Below are 21,437 nucleotides of genomic sequence, written 5' to 3' on the forward strand. Positions count from 1 at the left end.
AACAGTTCCCCGGCAAGATGGCCGACAGGGACGACCTCGCGGCGCGGGCCGCCGAGGACCCGGAGTTCGAGGCGGCGCTGGCCGCGCTCCTCGACGCCGACGAGGCGACGGATTCGTGGACGTTCGACGACGTGGCGGTCGACACCGGGACGTTCGGCCGCCTCGTCGAGCAGGGTGTCGTCGAAGACACCGGCGGCGGCTACCGCCTCGCCGACCCCGAGGCGGTCCGGGCCGCGCTGGAGTCCGACGCGACGGGCGCGGACGGGACCGGGTCGGCTGACGGGAGCGGACTCGCGGCGGTCGTCTCGAATCTCGGTCTGCCCGACCGCTCGTCGCTCCGGGGTTCCGACGGCCCCGACCTCTCCGCGGTCGCGTCGGCGCGCGGGACCGCCGTCGGCGTCGCCCTGGCGGTCGCCGCGCTGTTCGTGTGGACCCGGGCGTACATCTACCGCGACGTGTTCCGCGGCGGCGACGTGGTGCTGACGGCCAACGACCCGTACTTCTACCGCTACCAGGTCGACCGGCTACTGAGCGGGTCGGGCGGGCCGCTCGATCTGGGGGCGCTCGTCGACCTCCCGACGGGGGAGCCGCTGTTCCTGGCGGCGCTGTGGTGGGTCGCCGGCCTCGCCGGCGGCGGACAGACCGCGACCGGCGCGGTCCTGGCGTGGTACCCCGTCGTCGCGGGGCTCGCGACCGCCGCGGTCGTGTATCTCCTCGGCGCTCGCGTGATGGACGACCGGCGCGTCGGACTGGTCGCGGCCGTCCTCCTGGCGCTGGTCCCGACGTTCGCCTTCCGGACCTCGCTGGGGTTCGCCGACCACCACGCCTTCGACTACGTCTGGGGAGCGGCGACGCTGACGGTGCTCGCGTGGGTCGTCACCGTCGACGCCGACGAGGCGTTCGAGTCGGCGGGGCTGCGCGGTGCGGGCCTGCTCGGCGTCGCCGTCGCCGGACAGACGCTCGCCTGGGAGGGGAGCCCGCTCCTGTTCGTGCCCGTCGCGGGGTACCTCGCCGCCGCGGTCCCGCTGGACGTGGTCGAGGAACGGTCGCCGCTGCGTGCGAACGGCCCGGTGCTCGCGGGAATCGCGGCCGCGGCGGTGCTGACACTGGGGGCCCACGTCGCGCTGGGCTGGCAGTCGGTCGCCGCCGCCGTCGTGCCCGGGGTACTGCTGGCCGGCGGGCTCGCGCTCGCCGGCGTGGGCGAGTTCGTCCGCCGCGGGTCGCTGTCCGTCCGCGCGCTCGTCGGGACGGAACTCGCGGGCCCGGTCGTCGGGCTCGCGGTCCTGTGGGCCCTCGTTCCGGAGGCCGTCGGGAGACTGCTGGGCGGGGTCGGGTTCCTGCTCTTCCGGTCGAACGTCGCCGAGAAGGAGCCGGTGTTCACGCCCGGCAACGCCTTCGGGCTGGAGTTTTTCGGCGTCGTCGTCCTGCTGGGACTGCCGGTGATGGTGTGGGCGCTCCGGCGCGCGGCCCTGGGCGACCGCCAGTGGCTCGCCCTGAGCGGCTACGCGTGGTGGCTCCTCTTTCTGACCGCGCTGCAGATCCGCTTCGCCGCCCACTTCGCGCCGGTACTGGCCGTGTTCGCGGCCGTGGCGTTCGTCTGGTTGCTCGCCCGGTACGACCTCGCCGCGCTCCCGGCGCCCGTCCGCCGCCCGGTCGGGACGGACTGGCGGACCGCGACCGGCGCCGACGGTGGGGTCGAACCGGCGGGGTTCGACCGCGCCGCGCTGACGCTCCGGTCCGTCGCGGTGCCGGCGCTGGTCGTCCTCGCCGTCGTCGCCGGCGGCGTCGCCTACCTGCCCGGCGACGTCGAGAGCGGCGTCGTCGAGGAGGAGACCTACGAGACGGCCACCTGGATGGGCGGCTACGCCGACGAACAGGGACTGGAGTACCCCGACAGCTACGTCTTCAGCCGGTGGGGCGTCAACCGCGTCTACAACTACTTCACCAGCGGCGTCGCGGAGAACTACTCGCTGGCGCGGGACAGCTACCGGCCGTTCGTCTACGACGACGCCGCGGCCAGCGCCCGCTGGTACGAACGGCTCCACGAGGACACGGGCTTCGTCGTCGTCGAGCAGTTGCCGCGCCGTGACGGAACCATCCAGAAACACCTCTACGTGACCTACGGGAGCCGCTGGGCCGAACGGGGGTACGACGCGGTCTCGCACTACCGCGCGGTCTACGCCTCGCCGGCGGCGACGACGAAGGTGTTCACGCTCGTCCCCGGCGCGACCGTCGCGGGGACCGCACCGGCGAACGCGACGGTCGAGGCCCGGACCACGGTCGAGATTCCCGGCACGTCGTTCCCGTACCGCCAGGGAGCGACGGTCGGAGCCGACGGGACCTACAGGCTGGTCGTCCCCTATCCCGGGACCTACGACCTCACGGTCGGCAACGAGTCCCGGACCGTCCGGGTGCCGGAGTCGGCCGTCGTCGACGGGTCGCGAGTGACCGTCGGCGGGTAGTCCGGCAACGGAGCCGGGAGGCGTGTCGTCGCCGGCCGCTCACCACGTCAGCCCGACGTACTCGATGCCGTCGCGGCGCTCGATAATGTGGCGGCCGTCGAGGACCAGCGGGTTCGCCATCGCGTCGAACTCGGCGTCGAGCGCGGCGAACTCGTCCCAGTCGGTCACCGCGACCGCCGCGTGGGCGCCCTCCAGCGCCTCGGCCGCGCTGTCGGCGTACTCAATCTCGATGTCAGGGTAGTGGTCGTCGAAACTCTCGGTCGCCACCGGATCGTAGGCGACCACCTCCGCTCCGCGCTCCTGGAGGCCCTCGATGACCGGCACCGCCCGTGTCTTGCGAACGTCGTCGGTGCCGGGCTTGAACGAGAGGCCGAGGACGGCGACCCGCTCGCCGGCCACGTCCGCCCGCTCGTCCAGCAGTCCGAGCAGGCGCTGCGGTTGCAGGTCGTTTACCTCGACGGCCGCTTCGAGAACGGGCGGCTCGTACCCCTCGCTTCGACTAGCTTGTATAATTGCGTTAACATCTTTCGGGAAGCAGCTACCCCCGTAACCGATCCCAGAGCGCAGGAACTTCCCGCCGATGCGGTCGTCTAAGGCGATCGCGTCGGCGACCTCGTAAGCGTCGACATCGAACTCCTTGCAGATGTTTCCGATGTCGTTGATCAGCGAGACTTTCGCGGCGAGGAAGCCGTTGTTGGCGTACTTGATCATCTCGGCCTCGCGGATCCCGGTCTCGACGACCGCGGCGTCGCTCTCCTCGACCAGCGGCGCGAACACCTCCCCGAGGGTGTCGTAGGCGGCCGGCCGGCGGGCGCCGAAGACGATCTTCTGGGGGTCGAGGAAGTCCTCGACGGCGGTGCCCATCCGGAGGAACTCGGGGTTCATCGCGACGCGGAAGCCCTCGCCGGCGGTCTTCCCCGAGGTTTCTTCGATGGCGGGCGCGATGACCTCCTCGGTCGAGCCGGGGACGACGGTGCTCTTGACGACGACGAGGTGGTCGCCGTCCTTGTCGGCCAGCGCCTCGCCCAGCGAGGCGGCGCCGGCCTCCATGTAGGCCAGGTCGATGGCGCCGTCGTCCTCGGAGGGGGTCGGCAGGGCGAGGAAGGTCACGTCCGTCTCGCGGACGGCGTCGTAGTCGGTGGTCGCCCGCAGGCGCTCGCCCGCGTGCTCGGCCACGAGGTCGTCGAGACCGGGCTCGTGGATCGGCGACTCGCCGCCGTTGATCGCGGCGACGATGTCCTCGTCGATGTCGACGTTCGTCACGTCGTGGCCCAGGTCGGCGAGGCAGGCGGCGACCGTCGTCCCGACGTAGCCGCTGCCCACGATGCTGACGTGCATTGGCGGGGCGTTCGCTACCGCCGGCCTTCAGGATTCGGGTCGGTGGCGCGAGTCCGCCGGCGGACGGAACGGCGGGACTGATACGGATGATTGCAAGCGTTTCCCGGGTCGACCGCACGCAGTCATGCGGTCGATCCCGGAATGACTTGCAATCATCCGTATGAAACCGGGCCGCTCACTCGCCGTCCGCGGTCGGCCCGGTTCCGCTCTCGCCGGGGTCGTCGGTCGGGACCGCGCCCTCGTCCTGGGGGTCCGCGCCGACCGAATCGGCCATGGTCGCGGTCGTCGTGAGCCGTTCGCCGTGGAGCAGTTCCGGGAGGACGATCCGGACGGCCTCCAGCATCGCGACGAAGAGGATGGGCAGCAGGAAGAACCCGTACCAGCCGAAGAGGATCGGACCGAGCAGGTACGCGAACATGAGCATGATCCCGTCCAGGTCGCGCCCCGAGATGTACGGTTGCAGGAACGTCTGCGGGAGGAAATCGAGCGCGAGGAAGTAGGCGACGGCGACGCCGCCGACGAGCGCGAGCGCCAGGCCGTCCGTCCGGGTCGCCTGGAGCGCGAGGTAGCCGAGGATCGGGACGTAGATTATCTTGCCGACGACGATCGGGATCAGGCTGGCGACGCCGGTGAGAAAGCCGAGGACGAGGACCATGGGGATCCCGGCCGCGGGCGGCACGAGCAGGTTCGTCGCTGCGTAGGCGACCGTCGCGACGACGAACATGACGACGACGAACAGGAAGTTCCCGAAGAAGACCGATTCGAGGTCCGCGTCGAGCGCGGTCGCGTAGGCGTAGGCCGTCGTGTCCCGCCCGCCGAACAGCCGTTCGAGCGCGGTCGAGAGCACGTCGTCGTTCTCCAGCAGGAAGTACGAGAGCGTGATCGACAGAGCGAGGAACAGGAGCGTGCTGGCGACCGCGCTGACGACGGTTGCCCCGCGAGCGAGGACGGTCTGGGCCGCCGCTCGCGGGTCCGCGACGAACTCGTCGGGGTTCTCGACGAGCGTCCGAAGCGCCTCGCGTTCGCTGGCCGGGACCTCCCCGAGCCCGAAGTACTGCGCGGCGAGCGAGAGCGGGTCGACGGCGTTCCCGAGCACGTCCGCGAGCCCGGTAACGAACTGGAACCCGGCGTACAGCGTCAGCGCGATGACCGGGACCAGCACGACGAGGACGGTGACCGCCGCCGCCACCGCGTCGGCGTCGATCACCTGGTCGACGCGGTCGTTGATCGGCCGGGTCGCGTAGTACCCGAAGACCCCGGTGACGAGCAGCCCGACGAACGCGTGGGCGAGATACGCCGCGGCGAGGGCGAGCAGCGCGACGAACAGCCACCATCCGGTCCGGGATCGGTCGAACGGGACGGCGCCGTCGGAGTCGACCATTCGGCTCCGAACGAGGGCCGCGACCCCCAAACGCCTGGTGCCGGCATACGCTCCCCGGAGACCCGCCCTCGGATCCCGTCCTCTCTCCCCTCGACAAGAGTTTTACCCGACGAGGGACCAGTCGGTGCCATGCAAGCCGTCGTGATCGCGGCCGGGGAGGGGACGCGCCTCCGGCCGCTCACCGAGGACAAACCCAAGGGGATGGTCGAGGTGGCGGGTAAGCCCATCCTCACCCACTGTTTCGAGAACCTGGTCGAACTCGGCGCCGAGGAGCTGATCGTCGTCGTCGGCTACAAGAAAGAGAAGATCATCGAGCACTACGACGACGCCTTCGAGGGCGTCCCGATCACCTACACGCACCAGCGCGAGCCGCTCGGGATCGCACACGCCCTGCTGACCGCCGAGGACCACATCGAGGACGACTTCATGATGATGCTCGGCGACAACGTCTTCCGGGCGAACCTGGAGGACGTGGTGAACCGCCAGGCCGAGTCCCGCGCCGACGCCGCCTTCCTCGTCGAGGAGGTCCCCTGGGAGGAGGCCTCTCGGTACGGCGTCTGTGACACCAACAAGTACGGCGAGATCACCGACGTGGTCGAGAAGCCCGACGATCCACCGTCGAACCTCGTGATGACCGGCTTCTACACGTTCACACCGGCGATCCTCCACGCCTGTCACCTCGTCCAGCCCTCCGACCGCGGGGAGTACGAGATCAGCGACGCGATCGATCTCCTCATCCACTCGGGGCGGACCATCGACGCCATCCGCATGGACGGCTGGCGCACCGACGTGGGGTACCCCGAGGACCGCGACGCCGCCGAACAGCGCCTGCGTGAGGCCGACGCCGTCGAGACGGACGACGACAGTGAGCAGGCCGACGCGACTGCGGAGTAGCGATCCCCTCCTCTGTCTGTCAGTTCATTCGTCCAGCGCGTCGATCGAGTTGAGATATTTCCGGACTTCGACGAGAAACGATCGATACCGCTCCAGGTCGTTCAGTGCGTCGTACACCACATCGTCGTCGATCGCATCGCCGTACGTGTGTGCGAGCACGTTTCGGAAGCGTGCCGTTTCGGCCATCTCTTCCGCGACTTCCGGCGGGACGATACCCTCTTCCGCGAGCGCGCGCATCGTCGCTGGATTGCTCTCCGGTGGTTCACCGCGCTCGTGAACGACGAGGACGGTACCGATATCGATCGCCGCTTCGGTCACCTTGACGAACCGACGCTCCACGATGTCGCGCGTGTCGCGGTCGCTTCTGTACTGCTCCCGGTCGACCGCCTTCCGCTTCTGTGCAAGGACACCGAGCGATTGCTCGATAGTGTCGACGGCATCGAGGATCCGCCGGGCCCGGTCCGCCGGGAGGTCGCTCATGCGAGGTGTTCGTCGATCCGACGGAGTGCTGAATCGAATCGCTCACGCGGTGACCGTTCGTCCGACCCTTCGTCAAGCAGTCGCTCGCGGAGGACCGCGATCCGGTCACCGGATCCGATCAAAAGGATCCCGTGATCGAAGACGGAGCGAGCGAGTGACGGCGGGAGCGAGTGAACGTCGACGAGGTCGACATCGTCAGTTCCTAGAGCCTCACAGAGGTCAGTACTCAGCCCGAATCGGGTCTCGTTGTATTCGGAATCACCGGGTTCGAGACCGTCGAACTCGACGGCGAGGTCGACATCGCTCTGGTCGTGGGCACGGCCGGCCGCGTGAGAACCGAACAGGATCGCGACCCGGACCGGCGCGTCGTCTAGCGTCGCTCGGATCTGACCGACCGGGAGATCAGATTCGAGACCCGTGTCCTCGATACGCTCCATGTCTTAGGGTACGGACCGACTATATTTAATTGTCAGTCCGTGCCGATTCGAGAGATGGATCGCCAGCGGGATGTGACGATGGCTTTTTCTCTCGCCGGGTAAGCGATACGACAATGCGAATTCTCGTCACCGGTGGCGCCGGGTTCATCGGCGGGCACCTCGCCGAAGCGTTCGCCCGGGACGGCCACGACGTGGTCGTCCTCGACAACTTCGACCCGTATTACGACGCCCGGATCAAGGAGCACAACGTCGAGACCGCCCGGGAAGCCGCCGAGAGAAGCGACGGCAGTTACGACCTCGTCGAGGGGGACGTGCGCGACGCCGATCTGGTCGACGACCTCGTGGCCGACGCCGACTGCGTCTACCACCAGGCCGCCCAGGCCGGCGTCCGCACCGACTACAGCCCCCGCAAGTACGACGAGGTCAACGTCGACGGCACGCTGAACGTGCTGGACGCCGCCCGCGACCACGAGATCGAGCGGCTGGTGTTCGCCAGCAGTTCGTCGGTGTACGGCAAGCCCCGCTCGCTCCCCTACGACGAGGACCACCTCACGACGCCGATCAGCCCCTACGGCGCGTCCAAGCTGGCCGGCGAGCGCTACGCGATGGTCTACGCCGAGCGCTACGGCGTCCCCGCGGTCGCGCTGCGGTACTTCACCGTCTACGGCCCGCGGATGCGCCCGAACATGGCCATCTCGAACTTCGTCTCGCGCTGTATGAACGGCGAGCCGCCGGTCGTCTACGGCGACGGCACCCAGACCCGCGACATGACCTACGTCGACGACATCCTCGCGGCCAACCGCGCGCTGCTCGACACCGACGCCGCCGACGGCGAGGTGATGAACGTCGGCAGCACGGACAACATCGACATCCGGACGCTGGCCGAGGAGATCCGCGACCAGCTGGCGCCCGAGCTGGACATCGAGCACACCGACGCCTACGAGGTCGACGCCGACCACAGCCACGCCGACGTGTCGAAGGCCCGCGAGCTGATCGGCTACGAACCGACCTACACGATCCGCGAGGGCGTCGCGGCGTTCGTCGAGTGGTACCGCGAGAACCGCGAGTGGTACGAACCGCTCGTCCGAAACTCGTAGCCGCCACGCCGCGGGGTCGCTGACTGCCCACCGCCGACTGTCGACCGCCGCGCGACCTGCGACTGGCGACTGCCCACCGCCGACTGCCGACCGCCGCACCGCTCGAACACCGCTCGTCGGTTTCCCCAGTGGCGGCCGGTCCCGTCGTCCGGACATGGTCGACCAGGCCGGGTCTGCGGCGCGGATACGTAGCTTTATGGCCCATAGCGGGGTAGCAACGACCACGCCCGCATGTGTTCGATCATCGAACAGTCGGGGGTGTCGATACGACCCGGCGACAACGTCCTCGTCTGCTGCCCGTCGTTCACGGGGGCGGAGCCGCGGCTCTGTCTGGACCTGTTGACGCCCGACGGGTCGACCGACGTACGCGCGCTGTCGGTGCTTTTCACCCAGTCCCCGGCCGAACACGTCGACGCCTGGCAGCGGGTCGCCGGCGGCTACCCCACCCGGATGCGGATCCTCGCCGTCGACGCGAGCGCCCGCTCGGATCGGTCGCGCGACGGAGCCGACGAGGAGGATGACGGGGCCGAGGGGGACCCCGACCGGGCGGTTGAGCGGGTGGGGTCGCCGCACAACCTGACGCGGCTCGGGGTTCAGATCGCGGACTGTCTCGACGAGTGGGACGACGCGCCGGACCGCACGGTCGTCTGTTTCCAGTCGGTCACGACGCTGCTGCAGTACGTCGACCTCGACAGCGCGGCCGAGTTCCTCGACGTGGTCGCCGAGCGCTGCGCGGCGACCGACGCGGTCGCCCACTACCACCTCGACCCGCAGGCCCACGACGACGAGGCCATCGAGCGCCTCGACGACCTGTTCGCGACGACGGTCGCCTTCGAGGACGGCGAGTGGACGGTCCGAACCGCCGACGACCTCGACCGATGACCGCCCCGCGGCAGGGCCCGACCGCGGCGATCGCGGCCGCGTCGGGCGCCGGTTCCGATGCTGGCCCGGAGCGCCGATAAAGGCCGAGAGCCGTTTTCGCGGCAAACGCGACCGTACTCGCTCGCCCGCGTCGATAGGGCCGACCTGTCGACGAGTGGGGTCACGGTACTCGACGCGCCGCGGACGGCTCCAGGGCTAGGCGACCTGTCTCCCGGCGCGAGCGGGGGCTACTCTGTCCTCGGCCGGACTGCCCGCTCGACCCGTCGGTCGAAAGGCCGTCTTACGACCGCGGGGGAGACGTGAGTGCCGGGACCGGCGCGACGACCGACCGGCCGTCCGTCCAGACCCGAACGCCTTTATCCGCGACGTGCTCTCTCCCGCCATGGACCTGCAGGCGACGCTGCTCGCGCTGCTGGTCGGACTCGTCCAGGGCGTCTTCGAGTGGCTCCCGATCTCCAGCGAGGGCAGCGTCGCGCTCGTCGTCGCGCTGCTGACGGGCGAGTCGGCGTTCGAGGCGACGCAGTTCGCACTCTTCTTGCACGCCGGCACGGCCACCGCCGCGTTGGCCTTCTATCGCGGGGAAGCCGTCGGGCTCCTCGCTTCGGCGCCGGAGTGGCGCCCGCGCGACGCCTTCGCCGCCGACCGGGCGGACCTGACGTTCTACGGGGTCGCGACGCTCGTCTCGGGCGTCGTCGGCCTCTCGGTCTACGCCGCGCTCGCGGAGGCCGCCACGGAGCTGGCGGGCGGCGCGTTCGTCGCCGCCGTCGGCGTCCTGCTCGTCGGCACCGGCCTGGTCCAGCGGGCGGCCGACCGCTGGGGGCTGGGCGAGCGCGCGACCCCCGACGCCGTCGACGCGGCCGTCGTCGGGGTCTGCCAGGGCCTCGCCCTGCTCCCCGGGGTCTCCCGGTCGGGCACCACGGTCAGCGCGTTGCTCCTCCGCGGCCACGAGGGCGAGCGCGCGCTCCAACTCTCGTTCCTGCTGTCGATCCCCGCCTCGCTCGGTGCGGGCCTGCTGGTCGTCCTCGACGAGGGCGTGCCGACGATCCCGGTCCCGCAGGCTGTCCTCGCGCTCGCGGTCAGCGCCGTCGTCGGCTACCTGACCGTCGGCGCGCTGGTGGCGCTGGTCCGTCGCGTCGCCTTCTGGGGCGTCTGCGTCGGCTTCGGCGCGCTGGCGGTCCTCGGCGGTGGACTGCTCGTGGCAGCGGAGCACGGCTGGCTCGCGGTGCTGTAGGCCGCCGCTCGGTCACATCGTCCGTCCATCGGAAACCGGAACGATTCCCGACGCGTTCGGCCGCCAGCGTTGGCGCGTCGGTTAGAGTTCTGAACCGCGGCGGATCACTCGGCATATAAAAAACTTTCGCGCCGGTTGCCGAATTGAAACACGGGCGCATTTTTGAATGTCGCCGGGGACGTGCTTCCAGCTGATGGAAGCGTTCAGTCGCCGCGAGATCGGAGTCAGCGTGTCACGCCGGAGCGGCCGCGTGCTCAGAACCCATCCGAAACTGTCGGCCTTCCAGCTGATCGGTGGCTCCGGAGGCGGGCGAATCTAGCGAGTGGGTCCGCGAAACTGCGCCCTCAAAGAGACGATGACCCTACCCACTCGCATACCGGCACACCTCCGGCAGGGGACGAAGATCACACGGGCGGAGTGGACACGCCACCGTCGTGAATTCGGACACCCGCTGACCGGGCGCCCGCTCCTGCTCGTCGCCCTCCTCGGAATCGCCGCCGGTCTCGGACGGCTCGGTCACTCGCTTGGGCGCGACATCTCCGCGGGGCAGCCGCTTCCAGCCGATACGCTGGGCCTCTTCGCGAGCGTCGCGTTCGTCTGGATGGTCTGGCGGAGTTCGAAGTACACGCACGTTCGGTTCGAGCGGCTGAACCCGGATCTGCTGTTGACGACTGTCCCCGCCAGCACGGCTGCCCTCGGCCTGCTGGGGTTCGTCTGCGCGCGACTGCTCGCCGCGCTCGCAGTGCCGACGCTCGGGGTCGGGGTCGGCATCGCCGTCGGGCTCCGGTCGCCGACGGTCGCGCTCACGGTCGCCCTCGCATTCGTATGCATCGCTGCGCTCGCCGCTGCAGTCGGGACCACCAGTCGACTCGCGGCCCGACTCGTCGCCCTCCGGTTCGCACGCGCACGGCACTACAGGGACCTCCTCGTCGTGTTCGGCTGGATCCCGCTCGTCGTCGGTGCGATGGTCCTGCAGGAACTGTCGCTCTCGGTGGCCCCCGCGGTCGAGCTCTTCGGCGCAGTGCCGCTGGCGTGGTTCGTGGACCTGGCGCTCGTCGGCGCGCTCGACGGGACGGTCGGCTCGGCCCGTCACACGCTGGGCGTGTTCGCGCTCCTCGGTACCACGCTCCCGGTCTTCGCGGCCGGGACGACGGTCCTCGCTCGCCGCGTCTGGGAGCGCGATGCCGCCGGTTCGGCGGGGACTCGCGGTTCGCGTTCGCTCCTCGAAACCGGGGTGGTCGAGCGACTCGTCGGCGAGCGCATCCCGCGAGCCACGCACACCGTCGCCCGAGAACGGTGGCTGATGGAGCGGCGCGTTCCGCAGGGCCTCCTGTCCACGGGGTACGCGCTCCTGTTCATGGGCGTGGTCGGGTTCCCGCTGGTCGCGCTCGCGGGCGGGACGGCCACGGTACTGGTGTTTTTCGCGGTCACGCTCGGTCTCGTCACCGGCGTCGCCTTCGCCGCGGACCCGATCGGGAGCGAATACCGCGCGTTGCCGATGCTGTTCACGTCGGTCACCGGGCGGCAGTTCGTCGCCGGACTGGTCCTCGCTGCGGCCGCGGTGGGTATCCCGCTCAGTACCGCCGTCATCGTCCCGCTGGGCCTCGTCGGGTCCGTCGGGATCGGACGGACGCTCGCCATCGCGCTCCTCGGAGGTGCCGTCTGTGCGTGTACCGCGTCGGTCGCAGCGATGGTCGGGCTGGGCGCCGAGCGAGTCGAGTACGCGCCGGTCCCGTTTTTCTTCACCGACGTTCCGATCTACGCGGAGCTGGGTGCAGGCGCGTTCCTCCGGCACGGACTGGTCCTCGCCATCGCGGTGCTCGCCAGCGCGCCGGCCTTCGTGGGAACCGCTCCGCCCGTCTCCGAGCGTATCGCAGCCGTCGGCGTGCCGACCGGCGCCGTCCACGTCGGCTCGCTTCTCCTCGCGGTGGTGCTCGCCGCGGCCGTCGCGAGGACCGCGTTCGAGACCGCAGTACAGCGGTTTCGGGAGTATCAACTCGGGTGACTATCGGAAATGGCTAACGAACCGAACGACACGCAAGTATCGAACGACCGGGCATCCGCGGTCGGGACGGGGACGCGACCAGCGATCAGCACGGACGACCTGACGCGGACGTACGGCGAGACGACGGCCGTCAACGGCCTCGATCTCGCCGTCGAGCGGGGTACCGTGTACGGCTTTCTCGGCCCGAACGGCGCGGGAAAGACGACGACGATCCGGATGCTGACGGGGTTGCTGCCACCGACCGGCGGCTCCGGACGCGTCGCGGGGACGCCGGTCACTGACCGCGAGGCGCTCGTCACACACATCGGGTTCCTGCCCGAATCACCGCCGATCCACGAGGAGTTCACCGCCCGCGAACAGCTCGAGTACCACGGCGGGCTACGCAATATGACACCTGCGGCGATCGACGACCGGATCGAGACGCTCCTCGCCCGGTTCGAGCTGACCGACGCGGCCGACCAGCGGATCGCCACGTACTCGAAAGGGATGCGACAGAAGACCGGATTGATCCAGGCGATCATGCACGACCCCGACGTCGTCTTTCTCGACGAGCCGACTTCCGGGCTCGATCCGCGCGCCGCCCGAACGGTTCGGGAGACGATCACGGACCTGGCTGCGGAGGGAACCACCGTGTTCCTCTCGACGCACATCCTCCCCGTCGTCGAGGAGATCGCGACCGCCGTCGGCATCCTCTACGATGGTGACCTCGTCGCGGAAGGCCCGCCCAGCGAACTCACGGGCGACAGGGAGATCGGTGAGGAACGGACACTCGAAGACGTGTTTCTCGAATTAACGTCCTCCCGCGGCTGAAGCCACGGGATCCCTCCGGAGGCTCGGCTACGCGCCAACAGGGGCGAGTTTGCCTCCGCGCGCACTCCGGTCTGGGCACCCCTCGTCGCGAGTTCCCTGCTGGATAGGGGTGTCCGTCGGAGAGCGGCGGACGATGTCACTTCGCCGCCGGGCGGCCGCGCTCGGCGCTCAGCCGCTCGTGGGCGCGCCGCGCCACCGGAACGGTGACGACGCGCCGGAAGCGAACGGCCGCCGCGACGACCGCGACGCCGACGACGACCGCGGGCTGGGCGACGACCGCCACCATCGCGACCGCCACCGCCATCACGACCGCGCTGACCGCGACGACCCGGGCGACGGACTGGGACGCGACGGAAGCCGATACTGCAGTCGAACCGTGGACGGGTTGGCTCATATCTGATCGAAGGGGCGACTCCACCATAAGTATAATCTGAAATACATTTCTGTAAGCCGGGATACTGAAACGCAGTCCGGTAAGCGGCCTGTCACGACGCGGCCGACGGGGTCACCGAGCGGTGGAGGGTGGGGCGGCGCGGGATATTTGTGCCGCGGGGTCCCGAGTATCGCGGTATGGTCGACGGACGCGACTCCGGGCAGGAGGAGTCGGGTAGCGACGAGCCCGACGACGGGATCGTCGAGCGGGTGTCCGCGGAGGGCGCCTTCGAACTGCTGGGCAACGAGACGCGTCTCGCCACCGTCCGGGCGCTGTTCGAGGCCGACGACCCGCTGTCGTTCTCGGCACTGCGGGACGCCGTCGGCGTCCGCGACAGCGGGCAGTTCAACTACCACCTCGACAAACTCCGCGGGTCGTTCGTCCGCGAGACCGGCGAGGGGTACGCGCTGACCGCGGCGGGAACCTACGTCGTCGGGTCGGTCCTCGCCGGGCAGTACACGAAGACCGTCGCGGGCGACCCGGTCCCGGTCGAGGCCGACTGCCCGTACTGCGAGGGGTCGCTCGCGGCGCTGTTCGACGAGGAGTACGTCCGCGTCGCCTGCTCGGCGTGCGACCGGAACGTCATCAGCCTGTTCGTCCCGCCGGGCGCGTTCGAGAGCTACCCCCGCGCGGAGTGGCCCGCCGTCGCCGAGCGCTGGACCCGCCGGACGTTCGAGAACTACCAGCACGGGTTCTGCGGGATCTGTCACGGTCCCGTCGACCCGCACCTGGAGCTGGACCCGCCCGACGTCCACGACGTGTACGACGCCGGCGTCCGGTACGCCTGCGGGCGGTGCGGCGACGACATGTTCGCCAACGCCGAGGCGACTATCCTCTCGCACCCGTCGGTGGTCGCCTTCTACTACGAGCGCGGAATCGACGTCGCCGAGACGCCGATCTGGGCGTTCGACTGGGCGGTCCAGCCGACGGCCTCGGTCGTCGCCGAGGACCCGCCGCGGGTCGAGATTCCCGTCGAACACGACGGCGACCGCCTCGTGCTCACGCTGGACGAGGACGCCGACGTTGTCGAAGAGCGCCGCGCCTGACCGCGGTGCGTACCCAGACGAATTTATATGCGTCGGGCCGTCATCCTTCGATAGTTGGGTATGAGCGGAGACGAAGCCAAACTCGTGGACGCCTCGGGCGACTACGCGTTCGTCGTCAGGGACGGCGAGCCGGTCGCGGAGCCGCGCTGGCGCTCCTCGCGGGTCGTCCTCACCGGCGAGCGGCTCGTCCTCGCCGACGCCGACGGCAACCAGTCGTTCCCCCACGGTGCGGTCGAACTCGTCGACGACGCCGACAGCGTGGTCCCCGAGGGGTTCCCCGCCGAGGGCGCCACCGCGCTGCGGGCCGGCAACCACGCCGTCCTCGTCGACGCGCCCGAGGTCGACGCCTTCGACCGGGAGTACTGCCGCGCGGCGCTGGACGCGGAGGTCATCCTCGTCAAACACCCCGCGGTCGTCGGCGGCGTCGTCCGGGACACCGAGTGGTCGAAGGCCCGGTTCCGCTTCGCCGACGACACCGTCAGGCTCGCGCTCCCCGGCGGCCGGAGCACCTCCTTCCCGGTTTCGGACGTGGGCACCGTCGAGACGGCCACCCAGGAGGTCACGGGCAGCCAGCGGCAGGTCGTCCGGCTCGAACACACCGACGAGGAGGGCCGCAGCGTCGAGACGCACTTCTCGGGCACCGACGCCCACTGCCGCGCGCTCGCCCACCTGTTCGAGGCCGTCGTCTCCGAGCGTGGCAGCGAGGAGCACGAACTCACCGAGACGGAACGGCAGGTGCTGATGGCGCTGTACTCGGGCGTCTCCCCCTTCGAGATGAGCGACTTCGTCGGCATCAGCGTCGAGGAGGTCGAGGAGATCTACGGGAAACTGCTGGAGATGGACGCCGTCGACGAGGTCCGCACCCGCACCGAGGTGTCGCTCAACGCCCACGGGCGGAACCTGGCGAGCGAAGCGATGAGCGAGCAGTGATGGGACGGCCGCGGGTGCCGACGGGAACTCCCGGCGGCCCGACATCGAAAGACGCCGCCCGCCACGGGGCCCGATCCCTCGGCGGGTCTACCCGGGGAGGCGTGGATCCCGATCGGCGCTCTCGGCAGCTTTATTACCCCGATATTTAAACACTGATTCATGACGGCCGAGAGCGGGACGGTCTGCTACACCAGCTGTACGGAAGCGGGGTACGAAGTGCTGTCCGACCTGATCCGGTCCGGCGTCTCGGTCGACCTGGTGGTGTCGCTGAAGCCGGACCAGGCGGAAGAATACGGCGTCTCCGGGTATCACCCGTTCGACGGGATCGCCGAGGAGCACGACATTCCGATATACTACCCCGAGACCTACGAGATGGACGAGGAATCCGACGTGGCGTTCTTCGAGAGGGAAGCCATCGACGTCATGATCGTGAACGGGTGGCAGCGGCTCGTGAGGGATTCGATCCTCGATACGCTGTCGATCGGCGCGTTCGGCGTTCACGGGAGCGCGTCGGGCCTCCCGAAGGGGAGGGGGCGGTCGCCGATGAACTGGACCATCATCGAGAAGCTCGACCGCTTCCTGCTCTCGCTGATCAAGCTCGACGAGGACGCGGACTCGGGTTCGATCGTCGCCACCCGGAAGTACGACGTCAACGACCACGACACGATACGAACTATGTACTACAAGCTCGCGATCACGACGGCCGATATGCTACTCGAATCCCTTCCGGGGATCGTCAGCGGGGAGATCGAGTACGAGACACAGACCGGTTCACCGACGTACTACCCCAAGCGCACTCCCGAGGACGGTGCGATCAACTGGCACGACGGGACGCGGGACATCTACGACCTGATCCGGGCGGTCGCGAGGCCGTATCCGGGCGCGTTCACCGAGTACGACGGGGAACAGGTCATGATCTGGAGGGCGATTCCCTTCTCGACCGACATCGGCCTGGAGGCCGCGGAAGGCGAGATCGTGAAGGCGTTCGAGACGACCGGCGAGTTTGTCGTCAGAACCGGCGACGGCACGCTCCTGGTGCAGGAGTGGGAAGCGGACTCGTTCACCCCAGCGGACGGCATCGTACTCGAATCGATCGGTTCTACCAACCGTGCATACAACGATGACCATGCGTAACGTCGAGTTCACCTTCGAGTGGTACGGGGAACTGCTCGATCTCCTGGACAGTCGCGGATACTCGTTTGCGGTGTACGACGACGAGATCCCGTCCGATTCGGTCCTCATGCGTCACGACGTCGATTGGTCGCCCCGGAAGGCGGTCCGCATGGCAGAGATCGAAGCCGAGCGGGGGGTCACCGCCACGTACTTCTTCCTCGTTTCCTCGCCGTTTTACAACTGTTCGAACAGCGAGATCCGAGGGTACATCGACCGGATCCAGCGACTGGGGCACGACATCGGACTCCACTTCAGCACGCACCAGCATTTCGACAGCACTCCGGACCAGCGCGAGAAGGGGCAACAACCGGCGGATTCGGAGGTATCGGCCCGCGTGAACCGGGAACGGTCGGTCCTGGAGACGGTCACGGACGGGTCGGTCGACGTCGTCTCGTTCCACAACCCCCCCGAGTGGGTCTTCAGACGTGCGTTTCCGGATTTCATCAGCACCTACGAGACGCAGTTCTTCGAGAGCATCGAGTACTTCGGCGACTCGGTGCAACGGTGGCGATCGGAACCGCCCTTCCAGGGGGAGGAACTCCCGACCCGGATGCAGATACTCACGCATCCGGTGCTCTGGGGCGAGTCCGACGGCTCGGTTGTCGACCGACTCCGGGAGGAGCGGGATTACCACAGGAAGGCGATCAACGACCATCTCGATGCGACGTTCGACCACGGGTGGGACGGACCGCACGGGTTCTGATCGGCCGCGGTGAATCGGGTGACAGTGTCGGCGGTTCAGCGTGCCGCCGCGGCGCTCGCCGGTCGAAGGCGGCCCCCTCCGGTCGTGCCGGTCGTCGAGGTCGACGTGGCCCTCGCGGTCCCGAACTCACGACTGCTGCCGCCGTGTCGTGACTTGCCGCCGCGGAGCGTGCGCGCGTGCCCGGACGGGCCCGTTCTACCGCTGTCCTCGCCCGATTTCGGGATCCGATAATCGGCCCGCAACTCCTATTGCGGACGACCGGGAAGCGCCGACAATCGCGGTCGATCTCCCAATGAGCAACTCGGAGAAGAAGGTGACGGACATGCAGGGCCGGTACATGCAGGCCGTCGCCAGCGGGCGCGAGCGCGACGACGCCGACTGGCAGTCCTGTCGGATCGTCCTGACCACCGAGCGGCTGGTGCTCGTCGCCGAGGAGAAACTGACCGTCCCGCTCGCGGAGATCGACGAGATCGGCCAGCGCTACGACGTGAACCAGCGGGCCGCCGGCGTCGCCAGTTACCTCGGCCTCCACGTCGGCGACGACGTGGTGCTGGTCTCGGGCGCCGACCACCACGAGTTCGAGACCGACTTCTACCACGCCTGTCTCAACGGCGAGGTCCTCTACGTCGACCACCCGGCCGTCGAGGGCGGGGTCGTCCAGGGCACCGACTGGACGAAGGCCCGCATCCGCATCACCGACGAGGACATCCGGCTGGCGCTGGCCGACGGCGAGCGCGTCGTCATCGAGCGCGACGACATCGGTGAGGTCGAGGAGGACGAGCGTCAGGCCGCCGGCGAGCAGCGCCGGGTCATCGAGGTCGAACACAGCCAGGGGGAGATCAGCGTCGAGACCCACGTCACCGGCGACGAGTACGACCTCTCCGTCCTCTCGCAGGTCCTGGAGGAGGGCGTCGAGCGCAACCGCGCGGACCTGGACCTGGGGCCCGTCGAGAAGCAGGTCGTCATGGCGCTGCACTCGGGCGTCTCGCCGTTCGAGATCCCCGAGTTCGTCGACAGCGAGGTCGAAGAGATCGAAGCCATCTACGACCGGCTGATCGAACTCGACGTGATCGAGGTGGTCCGCGAGCGCACCGAGGTGGAGATGACCGCTCGTGGGCGCTCGGTCGCTGGCGACACGATGGGCGAGCAGTCAGTGACCCGCGACTGAAGTCTTGGGCTTGTCAGTGGACTCCCCTTCTGCCGTCGAATCAACGGAGGCGGTGTACTCGCCGTTCAGGTTCAGCGTCCCTGACGTGAGCGCACACTGACAGGGTGCGCCTCCACCCGAAGACGTCTGCCCCGAGTGGAGTTTCTTGAGAAGTTTGCGAGCGATGTTCTTACTCGCGTTGTAATCCGCATTCAGTTCGTACCCACACTTCTGACACACGAACTGGTGTTTCGACCGCCGATTGGTCTCGTGGGTAAACCCGCACTTCGAACACCGCTGAGACGTGTATGCAGGACTCACCTGCGCAACCGCAATACCAACCATCTCGGCTTTGTACTCGACATACTCGACCAAGCGTCGGAATGCCCATGCGTGGAATCGCTTCGCATCAGCCATCCGCTCGCGAATATCGGTCAGATTCTCGAAGGAAATGTGCGTACAGTCGTGGTCGCGGGCTTCTTCGATAATCCGGTTCGACGCGCGGTGTAGTTCGTCCTGCATCCAGCGGTGTTCGCGGTCTTCCATCGACTGAATCGACAGGTGCGCCGACCGCGTTCCTGTCTGTTGCATCGACCCGCGAGTCTTCTCGAACTCTCGGCGTCGATGGTTCATCTCGTCGGCGTTCCCGATGAACGCGCCCGTGGAAGTCACAGCAAGCGACCCATCCACGTTCAGGTCAACACCGAGGACTGTTCTGTGCTCGGAGTCGAAAAATGCCGTGGAGTGGCCTTGATCGGTGTCTTCAGTTTGGCGCATCCGTGCGTGGAGGTAGAACGACTCTGTCGGCCGGTCGTACTGCAGTGTGGACGTGCGGAACTCGTAGTTCTTGTTCAGCAGGTACTCGCCAATCGGTGTTCCCTCGGCGTCGTCGGGAATCACATAGTCACACTCGACGCGACCGTTTATCGTCGAGAGCGAAACGTGATCACGGTGGAACGTCGCGGCGCGTTTGTCGTAGACGACGCTCCAGGCATCGAAATGCGGTTGACTCGTGTTGTCGCCGTTCTTGAGTCGAGCGACCCCGCTTTTCGTGGCCTCGATAGCGCGTCGAATCCCCTTCTGGACGAGGTTGGCGGTCAGTGCTGTTTCGTCACGAAGTCGCTCGTAGAGAGCGTTCTCGGCTGTCTGTTTCGAGGTAATGCAGTAGTCGTTCGGGTGTCTCCATGCCCACTCTGCGGTTGTATTCGCACAGTGGAGGAACTGGTCTTTGGTTTGATGGAGGTCGTCGCACCGCTCGTCGGGCACGTCGAGTTTGATTTTGACGGTGCGAATCACGTCCCCCATCTGTAGGATACACTGACGCGTTTTTGGTTATAAACTCTCGGAGGAGCGGGGAGCCAGTCTCCTCTCGCTCGTGGTTTGATTCGAGGGTTGTCGGATTCCTCCCACAGCGCAAGCCGTGGGCTTCCTCCTCGAACCTCTGTGAACTTCACGTCCAGTCGTCTTTATTTGGCATCGTCGTCCATCATTGCGAGAACCTCTTCGCGAGAGACAAATTCCGCGTCGCCGTCCCGGAGTTCGTGCTCGCTCGCCGCGATCTGTTTCCACCCTTCTCGCGTAAAATCCGGATGTTTCACGGCGTCACGAGCAGCGTGTCTGAGGAATTCGCTCCGGGAGTTGAATCCCTGTTCTTTCCACGTCGTGTCGATGTCTTCGAGGAACGTCTCGCTCAACCGGAGATTGACCTGTACCATCTCCGGGTCGCTTGCGCCATCGTTTGTGTCTGCGTCCGACATATACGTGTGCTTTACACGCGCACCCCACTAAGTCTTCTCCCAGAGCCAGGAAAGATATGTGCCCCTCGATCAAGGTATGTTCTCCGCCTCGTTGATCCCGTCCAGACTCCCGCGTTGGTACGCGTCTCGCCACAATTGCACGACTGCACGGGTGACCAGCGACACTTCGGAGACGGTGATACAGGACGGTTCGACCGGTCGGCTCGGTGCCTCCGGCGGCGGGTGGAAGTGTCGCTTCGGCGCGTCCGGTTTCGGGTGGTAGTCGAAGCGGAGGTCCCGACCCAGGTCGTCCGTGTAGTGGACGGCGTAGTTGTCGGCGACGCTCCAGCGAACGTCGAACCGGGCGTTCGAGGCGTCCCCGATACCGTCGGCGAGTTCGACGGCGAGCGTCTGCGGGTTCAGCGGGTCGTCCAGCGCGGCCGTCTCGACGAGCGGTTCGAGGTCGACGAACAGGTCGTGGATCTCGCGGAGCGCCCCCGCGTCGATCGGCCCGAACCTCTCGTCCCTGTCTTCGTCGGTCGGCGACGCCGGTTCGTCCTCGCTCATACGATGGCCGACGTGTCCTCGTCGTCCCCGTCCCGGCCGGTGAGGTGTCCCGCGCGCTGGACGTCGGCGATCGCCAGCGCCGCCTGCGCGAGCGCGAGGTTGCGACGGGTGGTCTGCCACTCCGTGAATACGGACCCGTGCTCGCTGTCGGCGTCGGCCACGTCCAGCTGGCGGGCGAACTCCTCGGGCGAGTCGACGCCGTACTCCTCGCGCCACTCCCGGATCGTCGCCTTCATGTCTGCGATCCCGGCGCTGATCTCCTCCGTCGACCGGTCCTGCAGGAGCGACTGGGCGTGTTCCGTCACGATGGCTGTCTCCGACCGCCGGTACAGCGTCGTCCCACCGTCCTCCGCCGTCGCGACCTCGCCCGCGTCGGCCAGCGTCCGCAGGTGCTTTCGCGCGGTCGTCGGCGACGTGCGGGCGCGCTCGGCGATTTCGTCGGCGGATTCGCGGCCGTACGTCCGGCGAACAACCTCGTAGACCCGCTCGAACGGCGTCGTCTCGTCGACCCACTCTTCCGCGACGACTTCGTTCACGTCCCGACTGTCGCGGTCTCTGTCCCCTCGCGGTCGACCCGGTAGTTCGTCTTCAGTCATCTACTGCACCGTTGTTCGGACAAATATAAGAATTCATGGATCAGTATACTGGCCTACGCCGTCGTCGGGACCGCACTGCGACTCTGAAT

21 protein-coding genes are annotated in these 21,437 nt (G+C 68.0%); 12 read left to right on the forward strand and 9 right to left on the reverse strand.

Annotated features, from left to right (window positions below; all coding sequences use genetic code 11):
• Positions 1-17: 17 nt before the first annotated feature.
• A complete protein-coding gene (locus ACMGFI_RS17445; RefSeq protein WP_436911209.1) occupies positions 18-2,462 on the forward strand; it encodes an STT3 domain-containing protein in 2,445 nt (814 codons plus the stop codon).
• 39 nt (positions 2,463-2,501) lie between these two features.
• Here ACMGFI_RS17445 and aglM read toward each other — a convergent pair whose 3' ends face one another.
• Together aglM and ACMGFI_RS17455 are read right to left on the reverse strand one after the other, a co-directional pair.
• Positions 2,502-3,800 carry a UDP-glucose 6-dehydrogenase AglM gene (gene aglM, locus ACMGFI_RS17450; protein WP_436911211.1) on the reverse strand — a complete coding sequence of 433 codons (1,299 nt, stop codon included), beginning with the start codon at positions 3,798-3,800 and terminating at the stop codon, positions 2,502-2,504.
• A gap of 175 nt (positions 3,801-3,975) precedes the next feature.
• Complete coding sequence (locus ACMGFI_RS17455; protein ID WP_436911212.1) at positions 3,976-5,181, reverse strand: AI-2E family transporter; 1,206 nt, start codon at positions 5,179-5,181, stop codon at positions 3,976-3,978.
• A 129-nt stretch (positions 5,182-5,310) separates the two neighbouring features.
• Here ACMGFI_RS17455 and aglF point away from each other — a divergent pair, with 129 nt between their 5' ends.
• Positions 5,311-6,075 carry a UTP--glucose-1-phosphate uridylyltransferase AglF gene (gene aglF, locus ACMGFI_RS17460; protein ID WP_436911214.1) on the forward strand — a complete coding sequence of 255 codons (765 nt, stop codon included), beginning with the start codon at positions 5,311-5,313 and terminating at the stop codon, positions 6,073-6,075.
• A gap of 24 nt (positions 6,076-6,099) precedes the next feature.
• On the opposite strand, the gene hepT is transcribed toward aglF, so the two are convergent.
• Both hepT and mntA read right to left on the reverse strand, forming a co-directional pair.
• The gene (hepT, locus tag ACMGFI_RS17465) at positions 6,100-6,555 is read right to left on the reverse strand and encodes a type VII toxin-antitoxin system HepT family RNase toxin (protein WP_436911216.1); all 456 of its coding nucleotides are present in this window, start codon (positions 6,553-6,555) and stop codon (positions 6,100-6,102) included.
• The gene (mntA, locus tag ACMGFI_RS17470) at positions 6,552-6,992 is read right to left on the reverse strand and encodes a type VII toxin-antitoxin system MntA family adenylyltransferase antitoxin (protein ID WP_436911217.1); all 441 of its coding nucleotides are present in this window, start codon (positions 6,990-6,992) and stop codon (positions 6,552-6,554) included. The genes hepT and mntA overlap by 4 nt, the downstream gene beginning before the upstream one ends.
• Before the next feature lie 113 nt (positions 6,993-7,105).
• On the opposite strand from mntA, the gene ACMGFI_RS17475 reads away from it, so the two are divergent.
• From ACMGFI_RS17475 to ACMGFI_RS17495, 5 genes are all read left to right on the forward strand, one after another.
• A complete protein-coding gene (locus ACMGFI_RS17475; protein ID WP_436911218.1) occupies positions 7,106-8,089 on the forward strand; it encodes an NAD-dependent epimerase/dehydratase family protein in 984 nt (327 codons plus the stop codon).
• 231 nt (positions 8,090-8,320) lie between these two features.
• Positions 8,321-8,971: a DUF7504 family protein gene (locus ACMGFI_RS17480; protein WP_436911219.1), complete on the forward strand. Its 651-nt coding sequence runs from the start codon at positions 8,321-8,323 to the stop codon at positions 8,969-8,971.
• A 382-nt stretch (positions 8,972-9,353) separates the two neighbouring features.
• Entirely contained in the window at positions 9,354-10,202 is an 849-nt protein-coding gene (locus tag ACMGFI_RS17485; protein ID WP_436911221.1) for an undecaprenyl-diphosphate phosphatase, read from the forward strand.
• A 601-nt stretch (positions 10,203-10,803) separates the two neighbouring features.
• Positions 10,804-12,207, forward strand: a complete 1,404-nt coding sequence (locus ACMGFI_RS17490; protein ID WP_436911222.1) for a hypothetical protein — start codon at positions 10,804-10,806, stop codon at positions 12,205-12,207.
• Positions 12,208-12,216: 9 nt separating this feature from the next.
• Positions 12,217-13,017 carry an ABC transporter ATP-binding protein gene (locus ACMGFI_RS17495; protein ID WP_436911224.1) on the forward strand — a complete coding sequence of 267 codons (801 nt, stop codon included), beginning with the start codon at positions 12,217-12,219 and terminating at the stop codon, positions 13,015-13,017.
• 136 nt (positions 13,018-13,153) lie between these two features.
• On the opposite strand, the gene ACMGFI_RS17500 is transcribed toward ACMGFI_RS17495, so the two are convergent.
• A complete protein-coding gene (locus ACMGFI_RS17500) occupies positions 13,154-13,411 on the reverse strand; it encodes a hypothetical protein (protein WP_436911225.1) in 258 nt (85 codons plus the stop codon).
• A gap of 176 nt (positions 13,412-13,587) precedes the next feature.
• Between ACMGFI_RS17500 and ACMGFI_RS17505 the strand changes: the two genes are divergently transcribed.
• The 5 genes from ACMGFI_RS17505 to ACMGFI_RS17525 all read left to right on the forward strand — a co-directional run bounded on the left by ACMGFI_RS17505 (position 13,588) and on the right by ACMGFI_RS17525 (position 18,470).
• Positions 13,588-14,496, forward strand: a complete 909-nt coding sequence (locus ACMGFI_RS17505; RefSeq protein ID WP_436911227.1) for a winged helix-turn-helix domain-containing protein — start codon at positions 13,588-13,590, stop codon at positions 14,494-14,496.
• A 60-nt stretch (positions 14,497-14,556) separates the two neighbouring features.
• On the forward strand, positions 14,557-15,426 hold the full coding sequence (locus ACMGFI_RS17510; RefSeq protein ID WP_436911229.1) for a CheF family chemotaxis protein: 870 nt from the start codon (positions 14,557-14,559) through the stop codon (positions 15,424-15,426).
• A 159-nt stretch (positions 15,427-15,585) separates the two neighbouring features.
• On the forward strand, positions 15,586-16,560 hold the full coding sequence (locus tag ACMGFI_RS17515; RefSeq protein WP_436911231.1) for a methionyl-tRNA formyltransferase: 975 nt from the start codon (positions 15,586-15,588) through the stop codon (positions 16,558-16,560).
• Positions 16,553-17,302 (forward strand): polysaccharide deacetylase family protein, encoded by a 750-nt coding sequence (locus ACMGFI_RS17520; protein WP_436911232.1) that lies wholly within the window; start codon positions 16,553-16,555, stop codon positions 17,300-17,302. The genes ACMGFI_RS17515 and ACMGFI_RS17520 overlap by 8 nt, the downstream gene beginning before the upstream one ends.
• 292 nt (positions 17,303-17,594) lie before the next feature.
• A complete protein-coding gene (locus ACMGFI_RS17525) occupies positions 17,595-18,470 on the forward strand; it encodes a CheF family chemotaxis protein (RefSeq protein WP_436911233.1) in 876 nt (291 codons plus the stop codon).
• Here ACMGFI_RS17525 and ACMGFI_RS17530 read toward each other — a convergent pair.
• From ACMGFI_RS17530 to ACMGFI_RS17545, 4 genes are all read right to left on the reverse strand, one after another.
• The gene (locus ACMGFI_RS17530) at positions 18,453-19,754 is read right to left on the reverse strand and encodes an RNA-guided endonuclease InsQ/TnpB family protein (protein ID WP_436911235.1); all 1,302 of its coding nucleotides are present in this window, start codon (positions 19,752-19,754) and stop codon (positions 18,453-18,455) included. The two genes, ACMGFI_RS17525 and ACMGFI_RS17530, sit on opposite strands and share 18 nt — an antisense overlap.
• Before the next feature lie 161 nt (positions 19,755-19,915).
• Positions 19,916-20,206 (reverse strand): ribbon-helix-helix domain-containing protein, encoded by a 291-nt coding sequence (locus ACMGFI_RS17535; RefSeq protein WP_436911236.1) that lies wholly within the window; start codon positions 20,204-20,206, stop codon positions 19,916-19,918.
• Positions 20,207-20,275: 69 nt separating this feature from the next.
• Positions 20,276-20,752 (reverse strand): toxin-antitoxin system TumE family protein, encoded by a 477-nt coding sequence (locus ACMGFI_RS17540; protein ID WP_436911238.1) that lies wholly within the window; start codon positions 20,750-20,752, stop codon positions 20,276-20,278.
• On the reverse strand, positions 20,749-21,288 hold the full coding sequence (locus tag ACMGFI_RS17545; protein WP_436911530.1) for a DUF7342 family protein: 540 nt from the start codon (positions 21,286-21,288) through the stop codon (positions 20,749-20,751). The genes ACMGFI_RS17540 and ACMGFI_RS17545 overlap by 4 nt, the downstream gene beginning before the upstream one ends.
• Positions 21,289-21,437 lie beyond the last annotated feature (149 nt).

It is taken from the genome of Halosimplex marinum (genome assembly GCF_051414075.1).
Lineage (GTDB): Archaea > Halobacteriota > Halobacteria > Halobacteriales > Haloarculaceae > Halosimplex > Halosimplex marinum.